Below are 17,181 nucleotides of genomic sequence, written 5' to 3'. Positions count from 1 at the left end.
TCCCGGAGCAGGGGACTCCGGCCCCCAGCCCGACCCGTCGGCGCCCTACGGCTCCGGCGCGCCGGACAGTGGAGCGGTGGGCGGCTCGCCGGAGCCGTAGGGCGCCGACGGGTCGGGCTGGGGGCCGGAGTCCCCTGCTCCGGGAGGGCGAGGAGGTTCAGTCATGGAGGTCACGGTAGGGCCAGCGGGCAAGTCGCACCAGGGCGACACAGACCGAGCGTGACCGGCTGTTCGGCCCTGGCGTGCCGCGCGGTGTGGTGGGCCGCACCGCAGGTCCGTCAGGCGATCATCGCGTCGGTGGGGGTGCCGACGTAGACTGGCACTCGCTACAGTCGAGTGCCAGCCGCCCGGCGGATGCCGCGTGCCGGCCCGGCCGAGGTGTGTCAGGAGGTGGGGACATGGGTCTCGACGACCGCAAACTTGCCGTGCTGCGCGCGATCGTCGAGGACTACGTCGCCACGCAGGAGCCGGTGGGCAGCAAGGCCCTGGTCGAGCGGCACCAGCTCGGCGTCTCCCCGGCGACGGTGCGCAACGACATGGCGGTGCTGGAGGAGGAGGGCTACATCCGGCAGCCGCACACCAGCGCCGGCCGGGTGCCCACCGACCGCGGCTACCGCCTCTTCGTGGACCGGCTCTCCCGGGTCAAGCCGCTCAGCCCCGCCGAGCGCCGCGCCATCGAGCGCTTCCTGGTCGGCGCGGTCGACCTGGACGACGTGGTGCACCGCACGGTCCGGCTGCTCGCCCAGCTCACCCGGCAGGTCGCCGTGGTGCAGTACCCGAGCCTGGCCCGGTCCAAGGTGCGTCACCTGGAACTCGTGCCGATCTCCACCACCCGGCTGATGGTCGTCATGATCGCCGACACCGGCCGGGTCGAGCAGCGGCTCGTCGAGCTGCCCGCCCCGGTTCCCGCCGACGACGTGACCGACCTGCGCCGGCTGGTGAACGAGAAGCTCGTCGGCAGCCAGCTCTCCGAGACGCCGCCGCTGGTGCAGGCCCTGGTGGACGAGTCCGCGCCGCACCTGCGCCCGGCCATGACCACGCTGTCCACGGTGCTGCTGGAGACACTCGTGGAGCGGCACGAGGAGCGCCTCGCGCTGGCCGGCCAGGCCAACCTCACCCGGGGTGGCCTGCTCGACTTCCAGGGCTCGCTGCGGCCGATCCTGGAGGCGCTCGAAGAAGAGGTAGTGCTGCTCAAACTGATCGGCGAGACCGAGCCGAGCACCACCCGCGTGCTGATCGGCGACGAGAACGAGTTCGACAACCTGCGGGCCGCCTCGGTGGTCAGCACCGGCTACGGACCGGGCAGCACCATCGTCGGTGGGCTCGGCGTGCTCGGGCCGACCCGGATGGACTACCCCGGCAATATCGCCATGGTGAGGGCCGTGGCACGCTACGTGGGCGAACTGCTGGCCCAGAACTGACCAGTCAGGGCCGACGGCCGGTTGCGGCCGACGACCGGAGCGACGCGAGACGAACATGAGGACACCTAACGCAGTGGCCAGGGACTACTACGGCATTCTCGGCGTGAGCCGGGAAGCCTCCGACGACGAGATCAAGCGCGCCTACCGCAAGCTGGCGCGGCAGTACCACCCGGACGTCAATCCGGACCCGGAGGCCCAGGAGAAGTTCAAGGACATCAACGCCGCGTACGAGGTCCTCTCGGACGACCGGAAACGGCAGATCGTCGACCTCGGCGGCGACCCGCTCGCCCCCGGCGGCGGTGGCATGGGCGGCCCGGGCGGGCCCGGCGGCGCCGGTCCGTTCGTCGGTTTCCAGGACATCATGGACGCGTTCTTCGGCGGCGCGGCGGGCGGCAGCCGGGGACCCCGGCCGCGCACCCGGCCCGGCGCGGACGCGATCCTGCGCCTGGAACTGGACCTCAACGAGACCGCGTTCGGCATCGAGGCGCCGATCACCGTCGACACCGCGGTGCTCTGCACCACCTGCTCCGGCGCCGGCACCGCAGCCGGTACCCACCTGGCCACCTGCGAGGCGTGCGCCGGCCGGGGCGAGGTGCAGTCGGTGCAGCGCACGTTCCTCGGCCAGGTGGTCTCCGCCCGGCCGTGCACCGTCTGCCAGGGCTACGGCACCACCATCCCGCATGCCTGCCCGACCTGCGCCGGTGAGGGCCGGGTGCGTACCCGCCGCTCGCTGACCGTCAAGATCCCGGCCGGCGTCGAGGACGGCATGCGGATCCGCCTGGCCCAGCAGGGCGAGGTCGGCCCGGGTGGCGGCACCGCCGGCGACCTCTACGTGGAGATCCACGAGCGGCCGCACGACGTCTACTCCCGCAAGGGCGACGACCTGCACTGCCGGGTGACGGTGCCGATGACCGCCGCCGCGCTCGGCACCCGGCTGACCATCAAGACGCTGGACAGCGAGGAGACCGTCGACGTCAAGCCCGGCACCCAGCCCGGCAGCACGCTGCGGCTGCGCGCCCGGGGCGTACCGCACCTGCGCGGCACCGGTCGCGGTGACCTCTACGTGCACCTGGACGTGCGTACCCCGACCAAGCTCGACGCCGACCAGGAGCGGATGCTGCGCGACTTCGCCAAGACCCGCGGCGAGGAGGTCGCCGAGCTGACCAAGCAGGGCGGCTTCTTCTCCCGGATGCGCGACGCCTTCAACGGGCACGCCTGAGGTGTCCGCCCCGCTGTTCCTGGTCGAGGCGCTGCCCACCGGTGACACGCTGACGCTGGACGGCCCGGAGGGCCACCACGCGGCCACCGTGCAGCGGCTGCGGGCCGGCGAGGAGCTGCTGCTCGCCGACGGCCGGGGCGGCACCGCCGCCGCGGTGGTCACCGCCGTCGGCCGGGGCACGCTCGACCTGCGCGTCACCAGCCGGGGGTACGCGGACGCGCCCGTCCCGCGGCTCGTCGTGGTGCAGGGCATCGCCAAGGGTGACCGGGGTGAACTCGCCGTGCAGGCGATGACCGAGGTCGGGGTGGACGAGATCGTGCCGTGGGCGGCGTCCCGCTCGGTGGCGCAGTGGCGCGGCGACCGGGGCGTACGGGCCCGGCAGAAGTGGGTGGCCACCGCCCGGGAGGCGGCCAAGCAGGCCCGCCGCCCGTGGCTGCCGGTGGTGGCCGGCGCCCCGGACGAGTCCACCGCCACGGTGGCCCGCCGGATCGCCGGCGCGGCCGCCGCGTTCGTGCTGCACGAGGGCGCGCAGGACCGGCTGACCACAGTCGACCTGCCGACCACCGGGGAGATCGTCCTGGTGGTCGGCCCGGAGGGCGGCATCGCCGACCACGAGCTGGCAACGTTCTCCGAGGCGGGTGCCCGCACGGTCCGCCTGGGCCCGTCGGTGCTGCGTACGTCCACAGCAGGCGTGGCCGCCCTGACAGTCCTGGCCACCCGCCTGACCCACTGGTAGCGGGGGAGGGGTGGGTCAGGAGCGGAGGTAGGAAGCGCCGTTCAGGTCGATGATCGTTCCTGAGGCCCACTCGGCCTCGGGGCTCGCCAGCCAGTGCACCGCCGCCGCGATCTCCTCCGGACGCGCCACCCGGTGGAACGGGGACTGCGCGCGTACCGCCTCGCCCCGCTCTGCCTTCAGGTGCTCGTTGGTCATGTCGGTCTCCACGAAGCCGGGCGCCACGCAGGCCACCCCGATGCCGTACGGCGCCAGGGCCACCGCCAGCGACTGGGCCATCACGTTCATCCCGGCCTTGCTGGCCCCGTACGCCGGGTTGGCCGGCTCGCCCCGGAACGCGCCCCGGGACGAGACGTTGACGATCCGGCCCCCACTGTCGCGCATGTGCTGCGCGGCGCACCAGGCCGCGTTCGCCGCGCCGACCAGGTTGGTGTCGAGCACCTCCCGCCACCGCGCCCGCCACTGCTCGTAGCTGCTCTCGAAGACCGGGTGCGGGGGATCGGCCGGCCCGAACACACCGGCGTTGTTCACCAGCACGTCGAGGCCACCGAGCCGCTGGGCCGCCTCGTCCACCATGGCGCGTACCGCGTCGGGGTCGGCCAGGTCGGCGCGTACCACCACGTGCCCGTCGCCGGGCAGTTCGGCGCGCAGCCGCTCGGCCAGTTCGGCGGAGTCCCGGTGGTGGATCGCCACCCGGTCCCCACCTGCGGCGAACGCTCGCGCCACCGCCCGCCCGATGCCCCGCGAGGCCCCCGTCACCAGCACCGCCCGTCCCGCCATGGCGGCCATCCTGCCGCACTGCCCCGGGGTGTTAAGAAGGGCCCCTTCCCATGCCGGAGGCGTTAAGCGGGGGCCCCTCCTTACACTGCTGCGATGGACTGCCTCTTCTGCCGGATCGTCGCCGGGGAGATTCCCGCCACCATCGTCCGCGAGACCGCCACCACCCTGGCCTTCCGGGACATCGACCCGAAGGCGCCCACGCACGTGCTGGTGATCCCGAAGGAGCACTACGCCGACGTGGCCACGCTGGCCCAGGGCGCGCCCGAACTGGCCGGGGAGGTGCTCCAGACCGCCGCCGTGGTGGCCGAGGAGGAGGGCCTGACCGTGGACGGGTTCCGGCTGATGTTCAACACCGGCCCGTACGGCGGCCAGGAGGTCTTCCACGTGCACGCCCACCTGCTCGGCGGCGCGCCGCTCGGCCCGATGCTCTGCCGATGACCGACGTCTCGGACCGGCTCGGCCGGATGGTGCGCCAGGCCCAGGCCACCGGGCGGATCCCGGCGGTGTCGGCCGCCCTGCACCGCGCCGACCGGCCGCTCTGGACCTGCGCCGTGGGCGACACCGGCAACGACACCCCGCTGGGGCCGGAGACGGTGTTCCGGATCGGCTCGGTCACCAAGACGTTCACCGCGGTACTCGTCATGCAGTGCCGCGACGAGGGCCTGCTCGACCTGGACGACCCGGTCGGGCGGCACCTCGACCTGCCGGCGCACGGCGAGCTGACCGTACGCCGGCTGCTGTCGCACACCGCCGGCCTGCAACGCGAGCCCCACGGCGACGTGTGGGACAGCCTGCGCGCCCCGGCCGTGGAGGAGCTGCTGGCCGACCTGGCCCGGGTCGAGCGGGTGCTGCCCACCGGGCGGCGCTTCCACTACTCCAACCTCGGCATGGCCCTCCTGGGCGAGATGGTGGCCCGGCTGCGCGGCGGGACCTGGGCCGAGGTGCTGGCCGACCGGGTCCTCGCCCCGCTCGGGCTGACCGCCACCGGTCCGGCCCCGACCGAGCGTGCCGCGACCGGGTTCCTGGTCGACGCGTACTCCGACGAGGCCCACCCGGAGCCACCGGCCGACTTCGGCGCGGTGGCCCCCGCAGCCCAGCTCTGGAGCACCGCGCCGGACATGGCCCGCTGGGCCGCCTTCCTGGCCGACCCGGCGGCGCTCGACCCGGACGGCGCGGTGCTCGCCGCGGCCACCGTCGAGGAGATGCGCTGGCCGCTCACCACCACCGACGAGTCGGTCTGGACGGCCGGCTTCGGCCTCGGGCTGATCCTGGTGCCGCAGCCCGAGCGGGTGACCCACGTGGGGCACGACGGCGCGATGCCCGGATTCCTCGCCGCCGTCTACGGGCGGCGCGGCGGGCAGGGCACCGCCGGGGCGATGGGCGCCGCGGTGCTCGGCTCGTCCGGCGCCGGCGTGGAGGTGTTCGACCTGGCGCACCGGCTGCTCGCCGCCGCCGCCGAGCACGACCCGGCGGAGATCGAGCCGTGGCGTCCCGGCCCGCCCGCCCCGGCGCACCTGCGCGGCATGCTGGGCCGCTGGTGGGGCGAGGGCTTCGAGTACGTCTTCTCCTGGCACGACGGGACGCTGCGCGCCCGGGGCGCGGACGACCCGGCCGGGAAGCCGCCGGCGGTGTTCGCGCCGCTGCCGGACCGGCCGGACGTGTTCCGCACGGTCTCCGGCCGCGAGGTGGGGGAGCTGCTGCGGCTCACGCGCGACGAGCACGGCGTGGTGGTCCGGATGCACTGGGCGACCTACCGCTTCACCCGCCGCCAGGAGACCTTCGACGGGTACGACTTCCGCGCCGGTGACTGATCGCCGAGCGCCGGAAATGGGCGCGGTGTGCGCGGTGCCGACCCGATACGATGGGAGGTAACCGTACGCCGCGCCAGCAGGGCCCGGCACAGAGAAGCGGAGAGCAGGTGGCGCAGGGCCCGACGGCCCGACCTATGACCGGCACCCCACCTCCCGGCACGCCGCGCGTGCAGACCAGGATCACGGTCGGAGACCAGAAGATCATGGTGAACCTGCTCGGCGCGGGCGACGAGATCCTGCGACTCGTCGAGCGTTCGGTCAACAGCGACGTCCACGTGCGCGGCAACGAGATCACCATCACCGGCGCGCCCGCCGACAACGCCCTCGCCGAGCGTCTCTTCAGTGAGCTGCTCGAACTGATCGAGAAAGGCGAGACCCTGACCACAGACGCGGTACGGCGTACCGTCGGCATGCTCGAGCAGGGCGGCGCCGAGCGGCCCGCCGAGGTTCTGACGCTCAACATCCTCTCCCGGCGCGGCCGCACCATCCGTCCCAAGACGCTCGGGCAGAAGAAGTACGTCGACGCGATCGACGCGCACACCATCGTCTTCGGGATCGGCCCGGCCGGCACCGGCAAGACCTACCTCGCGATGGCGAAGGCAGTGCAGGCGCTGCAGGCCAAGCAGGTCAACCGGATCATCCTGACCCGCCCGGCGGTCGAGGCGGGGGAGCGGCTGGGCTTCCTGCCCGGCACCCTGAACGAGAAGATCGACCCCTACCTGCGCCCGCTCTACGACGCGCTGCACGACATGCTCGACCCGGAGACCATCCCGAAGCTGATGGCCGCCGGAACGATCGAGGTCGCGCCGCTGGCATACATGAGGGGCCGCACGCTTAATGACGCGTTCATCATCCTGGACGAGGCGCAGAACACCACGCCCGAGCAGATGAAGATGTTCCTCACCCGGCTCGGCTTCGGCTCCAAGATCGTCGTCACCGGTGACGTCACCCAGGTGGACCTTCCCGGGGGGACGACCAGCGGCCTGCGCGTGGTCCGGGAGATCCTGAACAACGTCGAGGACGTGCACTTCGCCCAGCTCTCCAGCTCCGACGTGGTCCGCCACAAGCTGGTGGGTGAGATCGTCGACGCGTACGCCCGCTGGGACGCCGAGCGGGAGAACCAGCAGGCCCAGAGCGTGCACGCCGTACCCGGGCGGACCGCCCAGGGCGGCCGGGCCGGCCGGCGCCGCTGACCACCGGCGCAAGCCGTCACACCATCAGAGGAAGACAGTTGTCCATCGAGATCGCCAACGAGTCGGGTGTCGAGGTCGACACCGACGCCGTGCTCGCCGTCGCGCGGCACGCCCTCGACGAGATGGGGGTCAACCCCCTCGCCGAGCTGTCCGTGCTGCTCGTCGACATCGAGTACATGTCGGAGCTGAACCACCGCTGGATGGGCGGCGACGGCCCGACCGACGTGCTCGCCTTCCCCATGGACGAGGGCAGCGGCGGCCACGGCCCGGGCGAGAGCGCCCCGGCCGGCGGTGAGCCGGCCCTGCTCGGCGACATCGTGCTCTGTCCGGAGGTGGCGGCCAAGCAGGCCGCCGTGGCCGGGCACTCGGCGGCCGACGAGCTGCACCTGCTCACCGTGCACGGCGTGCTGCACCTGCTCGGCTACGACCACGCCGAGCCCGAGGAGGAGCGGGAGATGTTCGGTCTCCAGGCCCGGCTGCTGGCCAGCTGGCGGTCGACCCGGTCGCGGTGATGGACACCTTGGCGGCGGTCCGCGCGCCCGCCGGCCTGCCCGATCTTCAACTCCTGGTCTTCGCCGCCGGGCTGGTGGTCCTCGCCGGCCTGATCGCGATGACCGAGGCGGCGCTCGCAGCGGTCTCCCCGGCCCGCGCCGCGGAGCTGACCCGGGACGGGGCGCGCGGCGGGCGGGCCCTGCAGGTGGTCGCCGGTGACGTGGTCCGCCATCTGAACCTGCTGCTCCTGCTGCGGCTGCTGGCCGAGCTGACCGCCACCACGCTGGTCGCGCTGGTGGCTGTGGACACGTTCGGCGCGGGCTGGCGGGCGGCGCTGGTGACCGCCGGCGCCATGACGGTGGTGAGCTTCGTGGTGGTCGGGGTCGGGCCGCGCACGATCGGCCGCCAGCACGCGTACGCGGTCGGCCGGGCGGTCGCGCCGCTGGTGCGCTGGCTGGGCCGCGCGCTCAACCCGCTGGCGTCACTGCTGATCCTGATCGGCAACGCGGTCACCCCGGGCAAGGGTTTCCGCGAGGGGCCGTTCGCGACCCAGGTGGAGCTGCGGGAGCTGGTCGACCTGGCCGAGCAGCGCGGCGTGGTGGAGCACGGCGAGCGCCAGATGATCCACTCGGTCTTCGCGCTCGGCGACACCATCGCGCGCGAGGTGATGGTGCCGCGTACCGAGATGGTGTGGATCGAGGAGCGCAAGACGCTCGCCCAGGCGCTGGCGTTGTTCCTGCGCTCCGGGTTCAGCCGCATCCCGGTGATCGGCGAGAACGTCGACGACGTGCTCGGCGTGCTCTACCTCAAGGACCTGATCCGGCGGGTGCAGGGCGACCAGGGCGCCCGGCAGATGCCGGTGGCCGAGCTGATGCGCCCGGCCACGTTCGTGCCGGAGTCCAAGCCGGTGGACGACCTGCTCTCGGAGATGCAGGCGGCCCGCAACCACCTGGTCATCGTGGTCGACGAGTACGGCGGCACCGGTGGGCTGGTCACCATCGAGGACATCCTGGAGGAGATCGTCGGGGAGATCACCGACGAGTACGATGTCGAGCGCCCGCCGGTCGAGCATCTGCCGGACGGGGCCGTGCGGGTGACCGCGCGGCTGCCGGTGGAGAATCTGGGCGAGCTGTTCGACACCGAGCTGCCCACCGACGAGGTGGAGACGGTCGGTGGCCTGCTGGCGCAGGCGCTCGGCCGGGTGCCCATCCCGGGCGCCGAGGCCGAGGTGGCCGGCCTGCGGCTGATGGCCGAGGGCACCACCGGCCGGCGCAACCGGATCGACACGGTTCTGGTGAGCCGCGTCGACCGGGGCGACGCGCCGGAGGGCGCGAACCGAAACGACCCGCCCGATTCCCGTGGCGACAACAACCGTTCCGAGGAGAGGCAATCCGCCGATGCCTGAGACACCCGCCGTGCCCGCCGCCCTGCCCACCCCGGCTGATCCGGCCGAGCTGAGCGCCGAGGACGCCAAGCTCGTCGTGCTGGCCCGGGGCGCGCGGGGCCGGGTGGCGGCAGTGGAGGGCGCCGCGGTCCGCGACCAGGACGGCCGGACGTACGCGGCGGCGAGCGTGGCGCTGCCGTCGTTGACGCTCACCGCGCTCCAGCTGGCTGTCGCTTCGGCGGTGGCGGCGGGCGCGAGCCGGCTGGAGGCCGCTGTGGTGGTGACCGAGGCGTCGACGCTGGACGGGGCGGGGCACGCGGCGGTGCGTGACCTGTCCGCCGACGCGCCGATCCACGTGGCCGCGCCGGACGGCGCCGTGCTCGGCACGGTGGTCGAGTGACCACGCCTGAGGCGCGTCCCTACCGGGCCGGTTTCGCCTGTTTCGTCGGGCGGCCGAACGCCGGCAAGTCGACGCTCACGAATGCGATCGTCGGCACCAAGATCGCGATCACCTCGAACAAGCCGCAGACCACCCGGCACATCATCCGGGCGGTGCTGCACCGGCCGGACTCGCAGCTCGTGCTTGTCGACACCCCGGGCCTGCACCGCCCCCGCACGCTGCTGGGGGAGCGCCTCAACGACCTGGTCCGGGAGACGTGGAGCGAGGTCGACGTGATCGGCCTGTGCGTGCCGGCGAACGAGCCGGTCGGCCGGGGCGACCGCTTCATCACTGGCGAGCTGGCGAGCCTGAAGGCCACCGTGCTGGCGGTGGTCACCAAGACCGACCTGGTGGACAAGAAGCGGCTGGCCGAGCAGTTGCTCGCGGTCAGCGAGCTGGGCGAGTTCGCCGCCGTGGTGCCGGTCAGCGCGGTCTCCGGGCACCAGGTCGACACGCTCGTGGACGTGATGACCGGCTACCTGCCGGAGTCTCCGCAGCTCTACCCGGACGACATGCTCACCGACGACCCGGAGCAGGTCCTGGTGGCGGAGCTGGTCCGCGAGGCGGCGCTGGAGGGCGTACGCGACGAGCTGCCGCACTCCATCGCGGTGGTGGTCGAGGAGATGATCCCGGAGGGCAACCTCACCAAGATCTACGCCGACGTGTACGTCGAGCGGTCGAGCCAGAAGGCCATCGTCATCGGCCACCGGGGCAGCCGTCTCAAGCACGTCGGCACCACCGCCCGGCGGCAGATCGAGGAGCTGCTCGGCACCCGGGTCTACCTCGACCTGCACGTGCGGGTGGCGAAGGACTGGCAGCGCGACCCGAAGCAGCTGCGCAAGCTCGGCTTCTGAGCCCTCGGCCGGGCGTGCTCGGCGACGGGTGATCAGGATCAGTCAGGCCTATGGGACATCTCACTTTTCATAGGCGTCTGTGGTTGTTTGGCGGTGTCCGGGAGCAGGGTAGGGACCATTGTCTCTGCCCCCGGACCCCGCCGCGAGCTGATGCGAAACCGCTATCTGGACCTGCTGCGCTTCCTGGCCATCCTTCGAGTCGTCACGTACCACGTCACCGGCTACGCCACGCTCACGCTGGTGTTCCCGGCGATGTCGGTGATGTTCGCCCTGGCCGGGTCGCTGATGGCCGCGTCGCTGGACCGCAGCGGGGTGGGCGCGGTCGGGCGGCGGCTGCGCCGGCTGCTGCCGTCGCTGTGGGTGGTCGCCGCCGTCTTCGTGCCGGCCATGCTGCTCACCGGGCTGGCGTTCGGCCCGAAGGTGCTGCTCTGGCTGTTCCCGATCAGTGACCCGCCGGCCAACTACTGGGGCGGGCTGGCGCTCAGCCCGATCTGGTACCTGCGGGACTACCTGTGGTTCGTGCTCGCCTCGCCGTTCGTGCTGTGGCTGTTCCGCCGGGCGCCGCTGCCCACGCTGGCCGCGCCGTACCTGCTCCTGGTCGCGATCGAGGCCGGCATCCTGGCGAACCCGCCGACGGTGCTGCGCGAGTTCGGCCTCTACTTCGGCGCCTGGCTGCTCGGCTTCGCCCACCACGACGGGCTGCTGCGCCGGATGCGCAACCGGGTGCTGCTGCCGGTGGCCGCCGCCGTCGGCGCGGCCGGCCTGGCCTGGATCTTCACCCATCCCGGCCCGCGCGGGTACGACATCAACGACATCCCGCTGGGCAACGCGCTCTGGTCGGCCGCGTTCATCCTGGTCGCGATCGGCCGCGCGCCGACCGGGGTGACCTGGGTCGACCGCGTGCCGGCGCTCGGCCGCGCGGTGACGGTGGTGAACCGGCGCGCGCTGACCATCTACCTCTGGCACATGCCGTTCGTGGTGGCGCTCACCCCGCTCGTCGGCCTGGTCGGCTGGTCGCCACGCGACCCGGTCGGCCTGTGGCTGCGGGTGGGGCTGGTCTTCGCGCTGGTCGGCGTGGTGACGCTGATGGTCGGCTGGGTCGAGGACGTGGCCGCCCGGCGTACCCCGGAACTGCTGCCCGGCAGGCCGCGGCGGACCGTGGCGGAGCGGGCGGCGGCCGCCCCGGCCAGCCCGGCTCCCGCCGGCGCCCAGGACGGGCTGGTGGGCGCCGGCGCCCGGATCCCGTCGCCGCGCCGCGCGGTGGACCGGGCGGACGACCCGCCGCCGGGCGCGGGCGGTCACCGGCGGGACGCCCCGGCCGCCGACTGACCGCGCTCAGCGGCTGGTGACCGTCACGTTCCCGCTGGTGGCGGAGACGTCCAGCAGCACTGACGCGCCAGGGTCGTCGGTCACCGTCACGTCGGTGTCCCCGGATCTCGCCTCGGCCCGCACCCGGTAGCGGCCGGCCGGCACGGCCAGGTCCACGTCCCCGCTGGTGGCGTGCAGCCGGGCCGGAGCGGGCTGGTCCAGTTCCACGACGACGTTGCCGGAGGTGGTCTCGGCGTCGACCGCGGAGGCGAGGCGCCGGGCCTCGATGTCGCCGGAACGGGCCCGCAACCGCACCGGGCGGGCCGCCTCGACCACCCGGATGTTGCCGGACGTGGACGACGCGCGGACCTCTCCGGTGGCGCCCCGGATGGTCAGGTCGCCGGAGCTGAGCGTGAACTCCACCGCCCCGATCTCGGTCAGGTCGACGTTGCCCGAGGCGGTCCCGCCCTTCACCGCCACGCCGGGCGGCGCGGTCACCTCCCAGGAGATGCTGCACCGGTGACCGCAGTCGGTGGGCAGCACGAGTTCGTCGCCCTTGATCTCGTACCGGCTGGTCGGCTCGTCGCCCTGGTAGCGGACGACGCGCTTGATCCGTACCTGGTCGGCCGGGCCGTTGGCCCGGACCACGACGTCCCCGGCGCCGTCTTCCGTCACGGTGATCCGGGTGATCTTCGCCTGCTCGGTGTGGTCGTAGTCGAGCCGGCGGAACGAGAGGGTGTCACACCCGGAGAGAACGATGAGCGTGGCGGCAGCGGTCGCGGCCACCGCGGTACGGAGCGAAGCCATGGCCAGCACACTAGGTCCGGCCCGGCGCCCGGCACATCGGGGATCGCCCGCCGGTCCACCCCGAGCCGACCCTGAGATCGCACCCGGAGGGAGAATGGCCTGATGGCCGGGTACCGCCGACAGCTCTACCGCGACGACGCGGTGGTGCTGCGTGTGCAGAAGCTGGGCGAGTCCGACCGGATCATCACGCTGTTCACCCGCCGGCACGGCCGGTTGCGCGCGGTGGCCCGGGGGGTGCGGCGCACCACGAGCCGGTTCGGCGCCCGGCTGGAGCCGTTCGGGCACGTCGACCTCCAGCTCGCCGGTGACCCCAAGGGCAACCAGGGCAGCTCGCTGCACACCGTCAGCCAGGTCGAGGCGATCGAGCTGTACGGCAAACGGTTCCTCGGCGACTACCCCCGCTACACGGCCGCCAGCGCGATCGCCGAGACCGCCGAGCGGCTCACCCCGGTCGAGCGCGAACCGTCGCTGCGGCTGTTCCAGCTCACCCTCGGCGCGATGAAGTCGCTGGCCCGCGGCGAGCACGCCACCACGCTGGTGCTCGACGCGTACCTGCTGCGCGGCATGGCGTTCGCCGGCTGGGCGCCGGCGCTCGCCGCCTGCGCCGTCTGCGGCGAGCCGGGCCGACACCGCGCGTTCTCCGTACCGGCCGGCGGCGCCGTCTGCCCGGACTGCCGGCCCCCCGGCGCCGCCCACCCCGCGCCCGCCACGCTGGAGCTGATGTCCGCGCTGACCTCCGGCGACTGGGGGTACGCCGACGCGGCCGAGACCGGCGTACGCCGGGAGTGCAGCGGGCTGGTCGCGGCGCACCTCCAGTGGCATCTGGAACGCGCGCTACGCTCGCTGCCGCTGGTCGACCGGGGCGCCCCGGCGGCCGGCGCGGTCCCGTCGCCCGGCGGCGCGGGGCCGGATGTGGCCCCGCCGCGCTCCGGCGCCGGGCCCGTCGCCGGTGTGAACAGGGAGATGACCGAGTGATCCGATCGACGAGGGCGACCCGCCGCGAGCCGGTCCCGCCGACCCCGCACCCCTCCGGGGCCCGTCCGCCGGCGCTGCCGCCCGCCGCGGTGTGCCGGCACGTCGCCATCGTGATGGACGGCAACGGCCGCTGGGCCAAGGAGCGCGGCCTGCCCCGCACCAAGGGGCACGAGCAGGGCGAGCACAGCCTCTTCGACACCGTCGAAGGCGCGATCGAGATGGGGATCCCCTACCTGTCGGCGTACGCGTTCTCCACCGAGAACTGGCGGCGCTCGCCCGACGAGGTCCGCTTCCTGATGGGCTTCAACCGCGACGTCATCCGTCGCCGCCGCGACCAGCTCGTCGACCTGGGCGTACGGGTGGTCTGGTCGGGCCGCGCGGGCCGGCTGTGGAAGAGCGTCATCTCCGAGCTGCAGACCGCCGAGGAGATGTCGCGCGGCAACTCGACGCTGACGCTGCAGTTCTGCGTCAACTACGGCGGCCAGGCGGAGATCGCCGACGCCGCCGCCGGGATCGCCCGCGACGTCGCGGCCGGCAAGCTGGACCCGGCCAAGGTGAACGAGAAGACTGTCGCGCGGTACCTCTACCACCCCGAGGTGCCCGAGGTCGACCTGTTCCTGCGCCCCTCCGGCGAGCAGCGCATCTCCAACTTCCTGCTCTGGCAGACCGCGTACGCCGAGCTGGTCTACCTGGACACGCTCTGGCCCGACTTCGACCGCCGCCACCTCTGGTACGCCTGCGAGCTGTACGCCCAGCGCGACCGCCGCTTCGGCGGCGCCCTGCCCAACCCGGTCGCCCCGGGCGCCTGAGGGGGCAGGCTTACCGGCGCGCCGCTCTGGGTACCGATACCTCCAGACAGCAAACGCGGAGGTGAACCACATGATTCAGAAGCGGATCGCGCAGTGGGCGGTCATGGCGGTCGCCGTGCCGCTGGCGGCGGCCGGCGCGCGCCGGCTCAGCCACACCCTGGAGGCCCGTCGCGGCCCGTCCGGGGTGAGCCGTCTGCTGACCAAGGGCGCCGACCTGATCCGGCCGCAGAAGGCCAGGCGTCGCCGGTTCTTCTGACCTGCGACGTCGGCCCGACCGGTACGCCCCGCATCCGGCTTTACCGCCGGGCGCGGGGCGTTGCGCTCTACGATCGGCGCAGGGGCGCGCCGCCGGGTGCGCGCCCGCCACGGGGGTGGAGGATGCGCGATCTCCGGTACGAGATGACTGCTGCCCTGGCCGCCGCCGACCTGGTGGAACCGGACCGCCGGGACGCGGTCGCCGGGCTGTGCGCCGGGCTGGCCGAGCGGTGGTGCGCCGAACTGGGGCACACCCCGGCGGTCCGCTCCGGCGAGATCGGCGAACTGGCGGCCGGCGAGCCGGCGGCCGGCTGGGCGCCCGACCCGCACGCCCAGCGGGCCTGGTGAGGTGCCCGGCCGGGCTCACGCCTCCACTTCGGAGCGGTCGCCCGCCCAGAGCGTGTGGAACGAGCCGTCCCGGTCCACCCGGTGGTAGGTGTGCGCGCCGAAGTTGTCCCGCAGCCCCTGGATCAGCGCGGCCGGCAGCCGCTGCGCCCGCAGCGCGTCGAAGTAGGCCAGCGACGACCCGAAGGCCGGTGCCGGCACGCCCGCCCGGGCCGCGTCGGCCACCACCCGTCGCCAGGCCGGTACGCCGGCGCTGACCCGCTCGGCGAACCAGGGCGCGACGAGCAGCGTCGCCAGGTCCGGCTCCGCGTCGTACGCCTCGCGGATGCGGTCCAGGAAACCGGCCCGAATGATGCAGCCGCCCCGCCAGATGGTGGCCGTGCCGCCCAGGTCGATGTTCCAGTCGTACTCCCGGCTGCCGGCGCGGATGTGGTCGAAGCCCTGCGCGTACGCGACGATCTTGCTGGCCAGCAGCGCGCGGCGCACGTCCTCGACGAACGTCTCCCGGTCGTCCACCTGCCACTTCTCGCCCGCGTCGGCGAACACCCGGCGGGCGGCCTCGCGCTGGCCGGCGTGCCCGGACAGCGACCGGGCGAACGTGGCCTCGGCGATGCCGGTGATCGGAATGCCCAGGTCGAGCGCGCTCTGCACGGTCCAGCGGCCGGTGCCCTTCTGCTCGGCCTGGTCGAGCACCATGTCCACGAACGCCTGACCGGTTGCCGCGTCGGTGTGGCCGAGCACGTCGGCGGTGATCTCGATGAGGAACGACCCCAGCTCGCCGCCGTTCCACTCCCGGAAGATCTCCGCGATCTCCGCCGGGCTCGCCGACAGACCGGCCCGCAACAGGTCGTACGCCTCGGCGATGAGCTGCATGTCGGCGTACTCGATGCCGTTGTGCACCATCTTCACGAAGTGGCCTGCGCCGTCCGGCCCGACGTGCCGGCAGCAGGGCTCGCCGTCCACGTGCGCGGCGATCTTGGAGAAGATCGGCCCCAGCTTCTGGTACGACTCGGCCGACCCGCCGGGCATGATGCTCGGGCCGAGCAGCGCGCCCTCCTCGCCGCCGGACACGCCGGTACCGACGAAGTGCAGCCCGTGCGCGCGCAGCGCCTCCTCCCGGCGGCGGGTGTCGGCGAAGTGCGCGTTGCCGCAGTCGACGACGATGTCGCCCTCCTCCAGCAGCGGGACCAGCTCGTCGATCACCGCGTCGGTCGGGGCGCCGGCCTTCACCATCACGATCACCGCGCGGGGCCGCTCCAGCGAGCCGACGAAGTCCGCGAGCGACTCCGACGGCACGAACGTGCCCTCGTCGCCGTGCTCCGCGACCAGGCTGCGGGTACGTTCCGGCGACCGGTTGTGCACCGCCACGGCGAAGCCGTTGCGGGCCAGGTTCCGGGCCAGGTTGCGGCCCATCACCGCCAGACCGGTGACCCCGATCTGCGCCGTCGCCTGCTCTGCCATGCGTACCGCCACCTCTCGTCCGTACTGCCGTGCTGCGACCGTATCGCGGCCGTCGAGGATGTGGGCCACGGTGTCCACAGGGCGTGACCGGCGGGTGGCCGTACGTCCCTCGGCTTAATTCGGCTGCAGGACTCGCCGGTGGCGCGATAGCGTTGCCGCATGCGTATGTGACGCCCCACCTCCGAGCCCGGTCCACCGCCGCGAGTGCCGTGGACCCGTCCTGCTCCGGGCGTCCGCATCCTTCCCCGCCACCGTCGGTCGCGGTGTCTGTCGTGATCGGAATGCGCCGGAGTCCTCGCTCGGCGCGTCCCGGTCGGCGCGCCCGCACGACAGGAGGCCCGCGAATGCCCGCGAAGCGCAATCCGAAGAAGTCCCGCAAACAGTCCTCGCCGCAGGTGATCGCGCCGGCGCGCGACGCGCTCACCGCGCCGCCCGCAGTGGTGCTCCCGACGGAGCCGGTGGCGTCCGCCGTGTCCCTGGACGCGGCGCCGCATTCGGCGTCACCGGAGACTCCGGTCCTGCCCAGCGCACCCGCGACGCCGCCCCGATCCGGCCCACCGGCAGGGCGGCAGGCCCGGGTCACCGGGCGCAGCCAGCGCGCCGGCCAGACCCGCTTCTACGCGTTCCGCCGGAGCTGACCGGCAGGCTGGTTCCCGTCGCCCGCTGCCCGGGCAGGCCCCTCATCCGGGTCCTTGCCCGGGCAGCGTTTCTCCTTCCCGCCGCTCGCCCCCACCGCCGGTGTCCCTAGAGATCTTGGAAGATTTCGGCCCCTATAGGGACCATTTCCTACCAAGATCTTCCCCGACGCCGGTCGATCATGAAGTTGGCGGCGACAAAACGGGCAACCCGTGCCGTCAACTTCATGATCAACGGGGCGGGGCGGGGCGAGGGCGAG

19 protein-coding genes are annotated in these 17,181 nt (G+C 73.4%); 16 read left to right on the top strand and 3 right to left on the bottom strand.

Annotated features, from left to right (window positions below; translation table 11 throughout):
- Nucleotides 1-398 precede the first annotated feature (398 nt).
- From hrcA to BAW75_RS31640, 3 genes are all read left to right on the top strand, one after another.
- Entirely contained in the window at nt 399-1,421 is a 1,023-nt protein-coding gene (gene hrcA, locus BAW75_RS31650) for a heat-inducible transcriptional repressor HrcA (RefSeq protein ID WP_030503120.1), read from the top strand.
- Between the two features lie 73 nt (nt 1,422-1,494).
- The gene (gene dnaJ, locus BAW75_RS31645) at nt 1,495-2,640 is read left to right on the top strand and encodes a molecular chaperone DnaJ (protein ID WP_208635360.1); all 1,146 of its coding nucleotides are present in this window, start codon (nt 1,495-1,497) and stop codon (nt 2,638-2,640) included.
- A 1-nt stretch (nt 2,641) separates the two neighbouring features.
- The gene (locus BAW75_RS31640) at nt 2,642-3,376 is read left to right on the top strand and encodes a 16S rRNA (uracil(1498)-N(3))-methyltransferase (protein WP_104115966.1); all 735 of its coding nucleotides are present in this window, start codon (nt 2,642-2,644) and stop codon (nt 3,374-3,376) included.
- Nucleotides 3,377-3,391: 15 nt separating this feature from the next.
- Here BAW75_RS31640 and BAW75_RS31635 read toward each other — a convergent pair whose 3' ends face one another.
- Nucleotides 3,392-4,153, bottom strand: a complete 762-nt coding sequence (locus BAW75_RS31635; protein ID WP_104115965.1) for an SDR family NAD(P)-dependent oxidoreductase — start codon at nt 4,151-4,153, stop codon at nt 3,392-3,394.
- Between the two features lie 93 nt (nt 4,154-4,246).
- Here BAW75_RS31635 and BAW75_RS31630 point away from each other — a divergent pair, with 93 nt between their 5' ends.
- The 8 genes from BAW75_RS31630 to BAW75_RS31595 all read left to right on the top strand — a co-directional run bounded on the left by BAW75_RS31630 (nt 4,247) and on the right by BAW75_RS31595 (nt 11,655).
- The gene (locus BAW75_RS31630) at nt 4,247-4,591 is read left to right on the top strand and encodes a histidine triad nucleotide-binding protein (protein ID WP_013475524.1); all 345 of its coding nucleotides are present in this window, start codon (nt 4,247-4,249) and stop codon (nt 4,589-4,591) included.
- Nucleotides 4,588-5,964, top strand: a complete 1,377-nt coding sequence (locus tag BAW75_RS31625; protein WP_104115964.1) for a serine hydrolase domain-containing protein — start codon at nt 4,588-4,590, stop codon at nt 5,962-5,964. Before BAW75_RS31630 ends, BAW75_RS31625 begins: the two co-directional genes overlap by 4 nt.
- Nucleotides 5,965-6,098: 134 nt before the next feature.
- Nucleotides 6,099-7,157, top strand: coding sequence for a PhoH family protein (locus tag BAW75_RS31620; protein WP_030503125.1), 1,059 nt, complete (start codon nt 6,099-6,101; stop codon nt 7,155-7,157).
- Between the two features lie 38 nt (nt 7,158-7,195).
- Nucleotides 7,196-7,669 carry an rRNA maturation RNase YbeY gene (gene ybeY / locus BAW75_RS31615; RefSeq protein ID WP_104115963.1) on the top strand — a complete coding sequence of 158 codons (474 nt, stop codon included), beginning with the start codon at nt 7,196-7,198 and terminating at the stop codon, nt 7,667-7,669.
- Nucleotides 7,645-9,054, top strand: a complete 1,410-nt coding sequence (locus tag BAW75_RS31610; RefSeq protein ID WP_176722779.1) for a hemolysin family protein — start codon at nt 7,645-7,647, stop codon at nt 9,052-9,054. Before ybeY ends, BAW75_RS31610 begins: the two co-directional genes overlap by 25 nt.
- Entirely contained in the window at nt 9,047-9,433 is a 387-nt protein-coding gene (locus BAW75_RS31605; protein ID WP_030503128.1) for a hypothetical protein, read from the top strand. Before BAW75_RS31610 ends, BAW75_RS31605 begins: the two co-directional genes overlap by 8 nt.
- Nucleotides 9,430-10,326, top strand: coding sequence for a GTPase Era (era, locus tag BAW75_RS31600; protein WP_043329016.1), 897 nt, complete (start codon nt 9,430-9,432; stop codon nt 10,324-10,326). The genes BAW75_RS31605 and era overlap by 4 nt, the downstream gene beginning before the upstream one ends.
- A 150-nt stretch (nt 10,327-10,476) precedes the next feature.
- Entirely contained in the window at nt 10,477-11,655 is a 1,179-nt protein-coding gene (locus BAW75_RS31595) for an acyltransferase family protein (RefSeq protein WP_104115962.1), read from the top strand.
- A 6-nt stretch (nt 11,656-11,661) separates the two neighbouring features.
- Here BAW75_RS31595 and BAW75_RS31590 read toward each other — a convergent pair whose 3' ends face one another.
- Nucleotides 11,662-12,441, bottom strand: coding sequence for a DUF4097 family beta strand repeat-containing protein (locus BAW75_RS31590; protein WP_104115969.1), 780 nt, complete (start codon nt 12,439-12,441; stop codon nt 11,662-11,664).
- 102 nt (nt 12,442-12,543) lie between these two features.
- Here BAW75_RS31590 and recO point away from each other — a divergent pair, with 102 nt between their 5' ends.
- The 4 genes from recO to BAW75_RS31570 all read left to right on the top strand — a co-directional run bounded on the left by recO (nt 12,544) and on the right by BAW75_RS31570 (nt 14,828).
- Nucleotides 12,544-13,416 carry a DNA repair protein RecO gene (recO, locus tag BAW75_RS31585; protein ID WP_043329020.1) on the top strand — a complete coding sequence of 291 codons (873 nt, stop codon included), beginning with the start codon at nt 12,544-12,546 and terminating at the stop codon, nt 13,414-13,416.
- Nucleotides 13,413-14,225 carry an isoprenyl transferase gene (locus BAW75_RS31580; protein WP_104115961.1) on the top strand — a complete coding sequence of 271 codons (813 nt, stop codon included), beginning with the start codon at nt 13,413-13,415 and terminating at the stop codon, nt 14,223-14,225. The genes recO and BAW75_RS31580 overlap by 4 nt, the downstream gene beginning before the upstream one ends.
- Nucleotides 14,226-14,295: 70 nt before the next feature.
- Nucleotides 14,296-14,481, top strand: coding sequence for a hypothetical protein (locus tag BAW75_RS31575; protein ID WP_013287960.1), 186 nt, complete (start codon nt 14,296-14,298; stop codon nt 14,479-14,481).
- A gap of 122 nt (nt 14,482-14,603) precedes the next feature.
- Nucleotides 14,604-14,828, top strand: coding sequence for a thioredoxin reductase (locus BAW75_RS31570; RefSeq protein ID WP_104115960.1), 225 nt, complete (start codon nt 14,604-14,606; stop codon nt 14,826-14,828).
- 15 nt (nt 14,829-14,843) lie between these two features.
- Here the strand turns inward: BAW75_RS31570 and gndA are convergent, their stop codons facing one another.
- Nucleotides 14,844-16,286, bottom strand: a complete 1,443-nt coding sequence (gene gndA, locus BAW75_RS31565) for an NADP-dependent phosphogluconate dehydrogenase (RefSeq protein WP_104115968.1) — start codon at nt 16,284-16,286, stop codon at nt 14,844-14,846.
- A gap of 344 nt (nt 16,287-16,630) precedes the next feature.
- Between gndA and BAW75_RS31560 the strand changes: the two genes are divergently transcribed.
- Entirely contained in the window at nt 16,631-16,924 is a 294-nt protein-coding gene (locus BAW75_RS31560; RefSeq protein WP_104115959.1) for a hypothetical protein, read from the top strand.
- The last annotated feature ends 257 nt before the right edge of the window (nt 16,925-17,181 follow it).

Origin of the sequence: Micromonospora chalcea (assembly GCF_002926165.1) — a bacterium.
GTDB lineage: Bacteria > Actinomycetota > Actinomycetes > Mycobacteriales > Micromonosporaceae > Micromonospora > Micromonospora chalcea.
The sequence above is the reverse complement of the archived record's forward strand: the minus strand, read 5'-3'. Positions and strand labels throughout refer to the sequence as shown.

Excerpts from the sequence above, each read along its gene's own strand:
- hrcA (WP_030503120.1), top strand. The coding sequence starts at position 399 with ATGGGTCTCGACGACCGCAAACTTGCCGTGCTGCGCGCGATCGTCGAG.
- BAW75_RS31560 (WP_104115959.1), top strand. The coding sequence starts at position 16,631 with ATGCCCGCGAAGCGCAATCCGAAGAAGTCCCGCAAACAGTCCTCGCCG.
- BAW75_RS31575 (WP_013287960.1), top strand. The coding sequence starts at position 14,296 with ATGATTCAGAAGCGGATCGCGCAGTGGGCGGTCATGGCGGTCGCCGTG.
- BAW75_RS31595 (WP_104115962.1), top strand. The coding sequence starts at position 10,477 with ATGCGAAACCGCTATCTGGACCTGCTGCGCTTCCTGGCCATCCTTCGA.
- gndA (WP_104115968.1), bottom strand. The coding sequence starts at position 16,286 with ATGGCAGAGCAGGCGACGGCGCAGATCGGGGTCACCGGTCTGGCGGTG.
- BAW75_RS31630 (WP_013475524.1), top strand. The coding sequence starts at position 4,247 with ATGGACTGCCTCTTCTGCCGGATCGTCGCCGGGGAGATTCCCGCCACC.
- recO (WP_043329020.1), top strand. The coding sequence starts at position 12,544 with ATGGCCGGGTACCGCCGACAGCTCTACCGCGACGACGCGGTGGTGCTG.
- BAW75_RS31620 (WP_030503125.1), top strand. The coding sequence starts at position 6,099 with ATGACCGGCACCCCACCTCCCGGCACGCCGCGCGTGCAGACCAGGATC.
- BAW75_RS31570 (WP_104115960.1), top strand. The coding sequence starts at position 14,604 with ATGCGCGATCTCCGGTACGAGATGACTGCTGCCCTGGCCGCCGCCGAC.
- BAW75_RS31635 (WP_104115965.1), bottom strand. The coding sequence starts at position 4,153 with ATGGCGGGACGGGCGGTGCTGGTGACGGGGGCCTCGCGGGGCATCGGG.
- BAW75_RS31625 (WP_104115964.1), top strand. The coding sequence starts at position 4,588 with ATGACCGACGTCTCGGACCGGCTCGGCCGGATGGTGCGCCAGGCCCAG.
- BAW75_RS31590 (WP_104115969.1), bottom strand. The coding sequence starts at position 12,441 with ATGGCTTCGCTCCGTACCGCGGTGGCCGCGACCGCTGCCGCCACGCTC.
- BAW75_RS31605 (WP_030503128.1), top strand. The coding sequence starts at position 9,047 with ATGCCTGAGACACCCGCCGTGCCCGCCGCCCTGCCCACCCCGGCTGAT.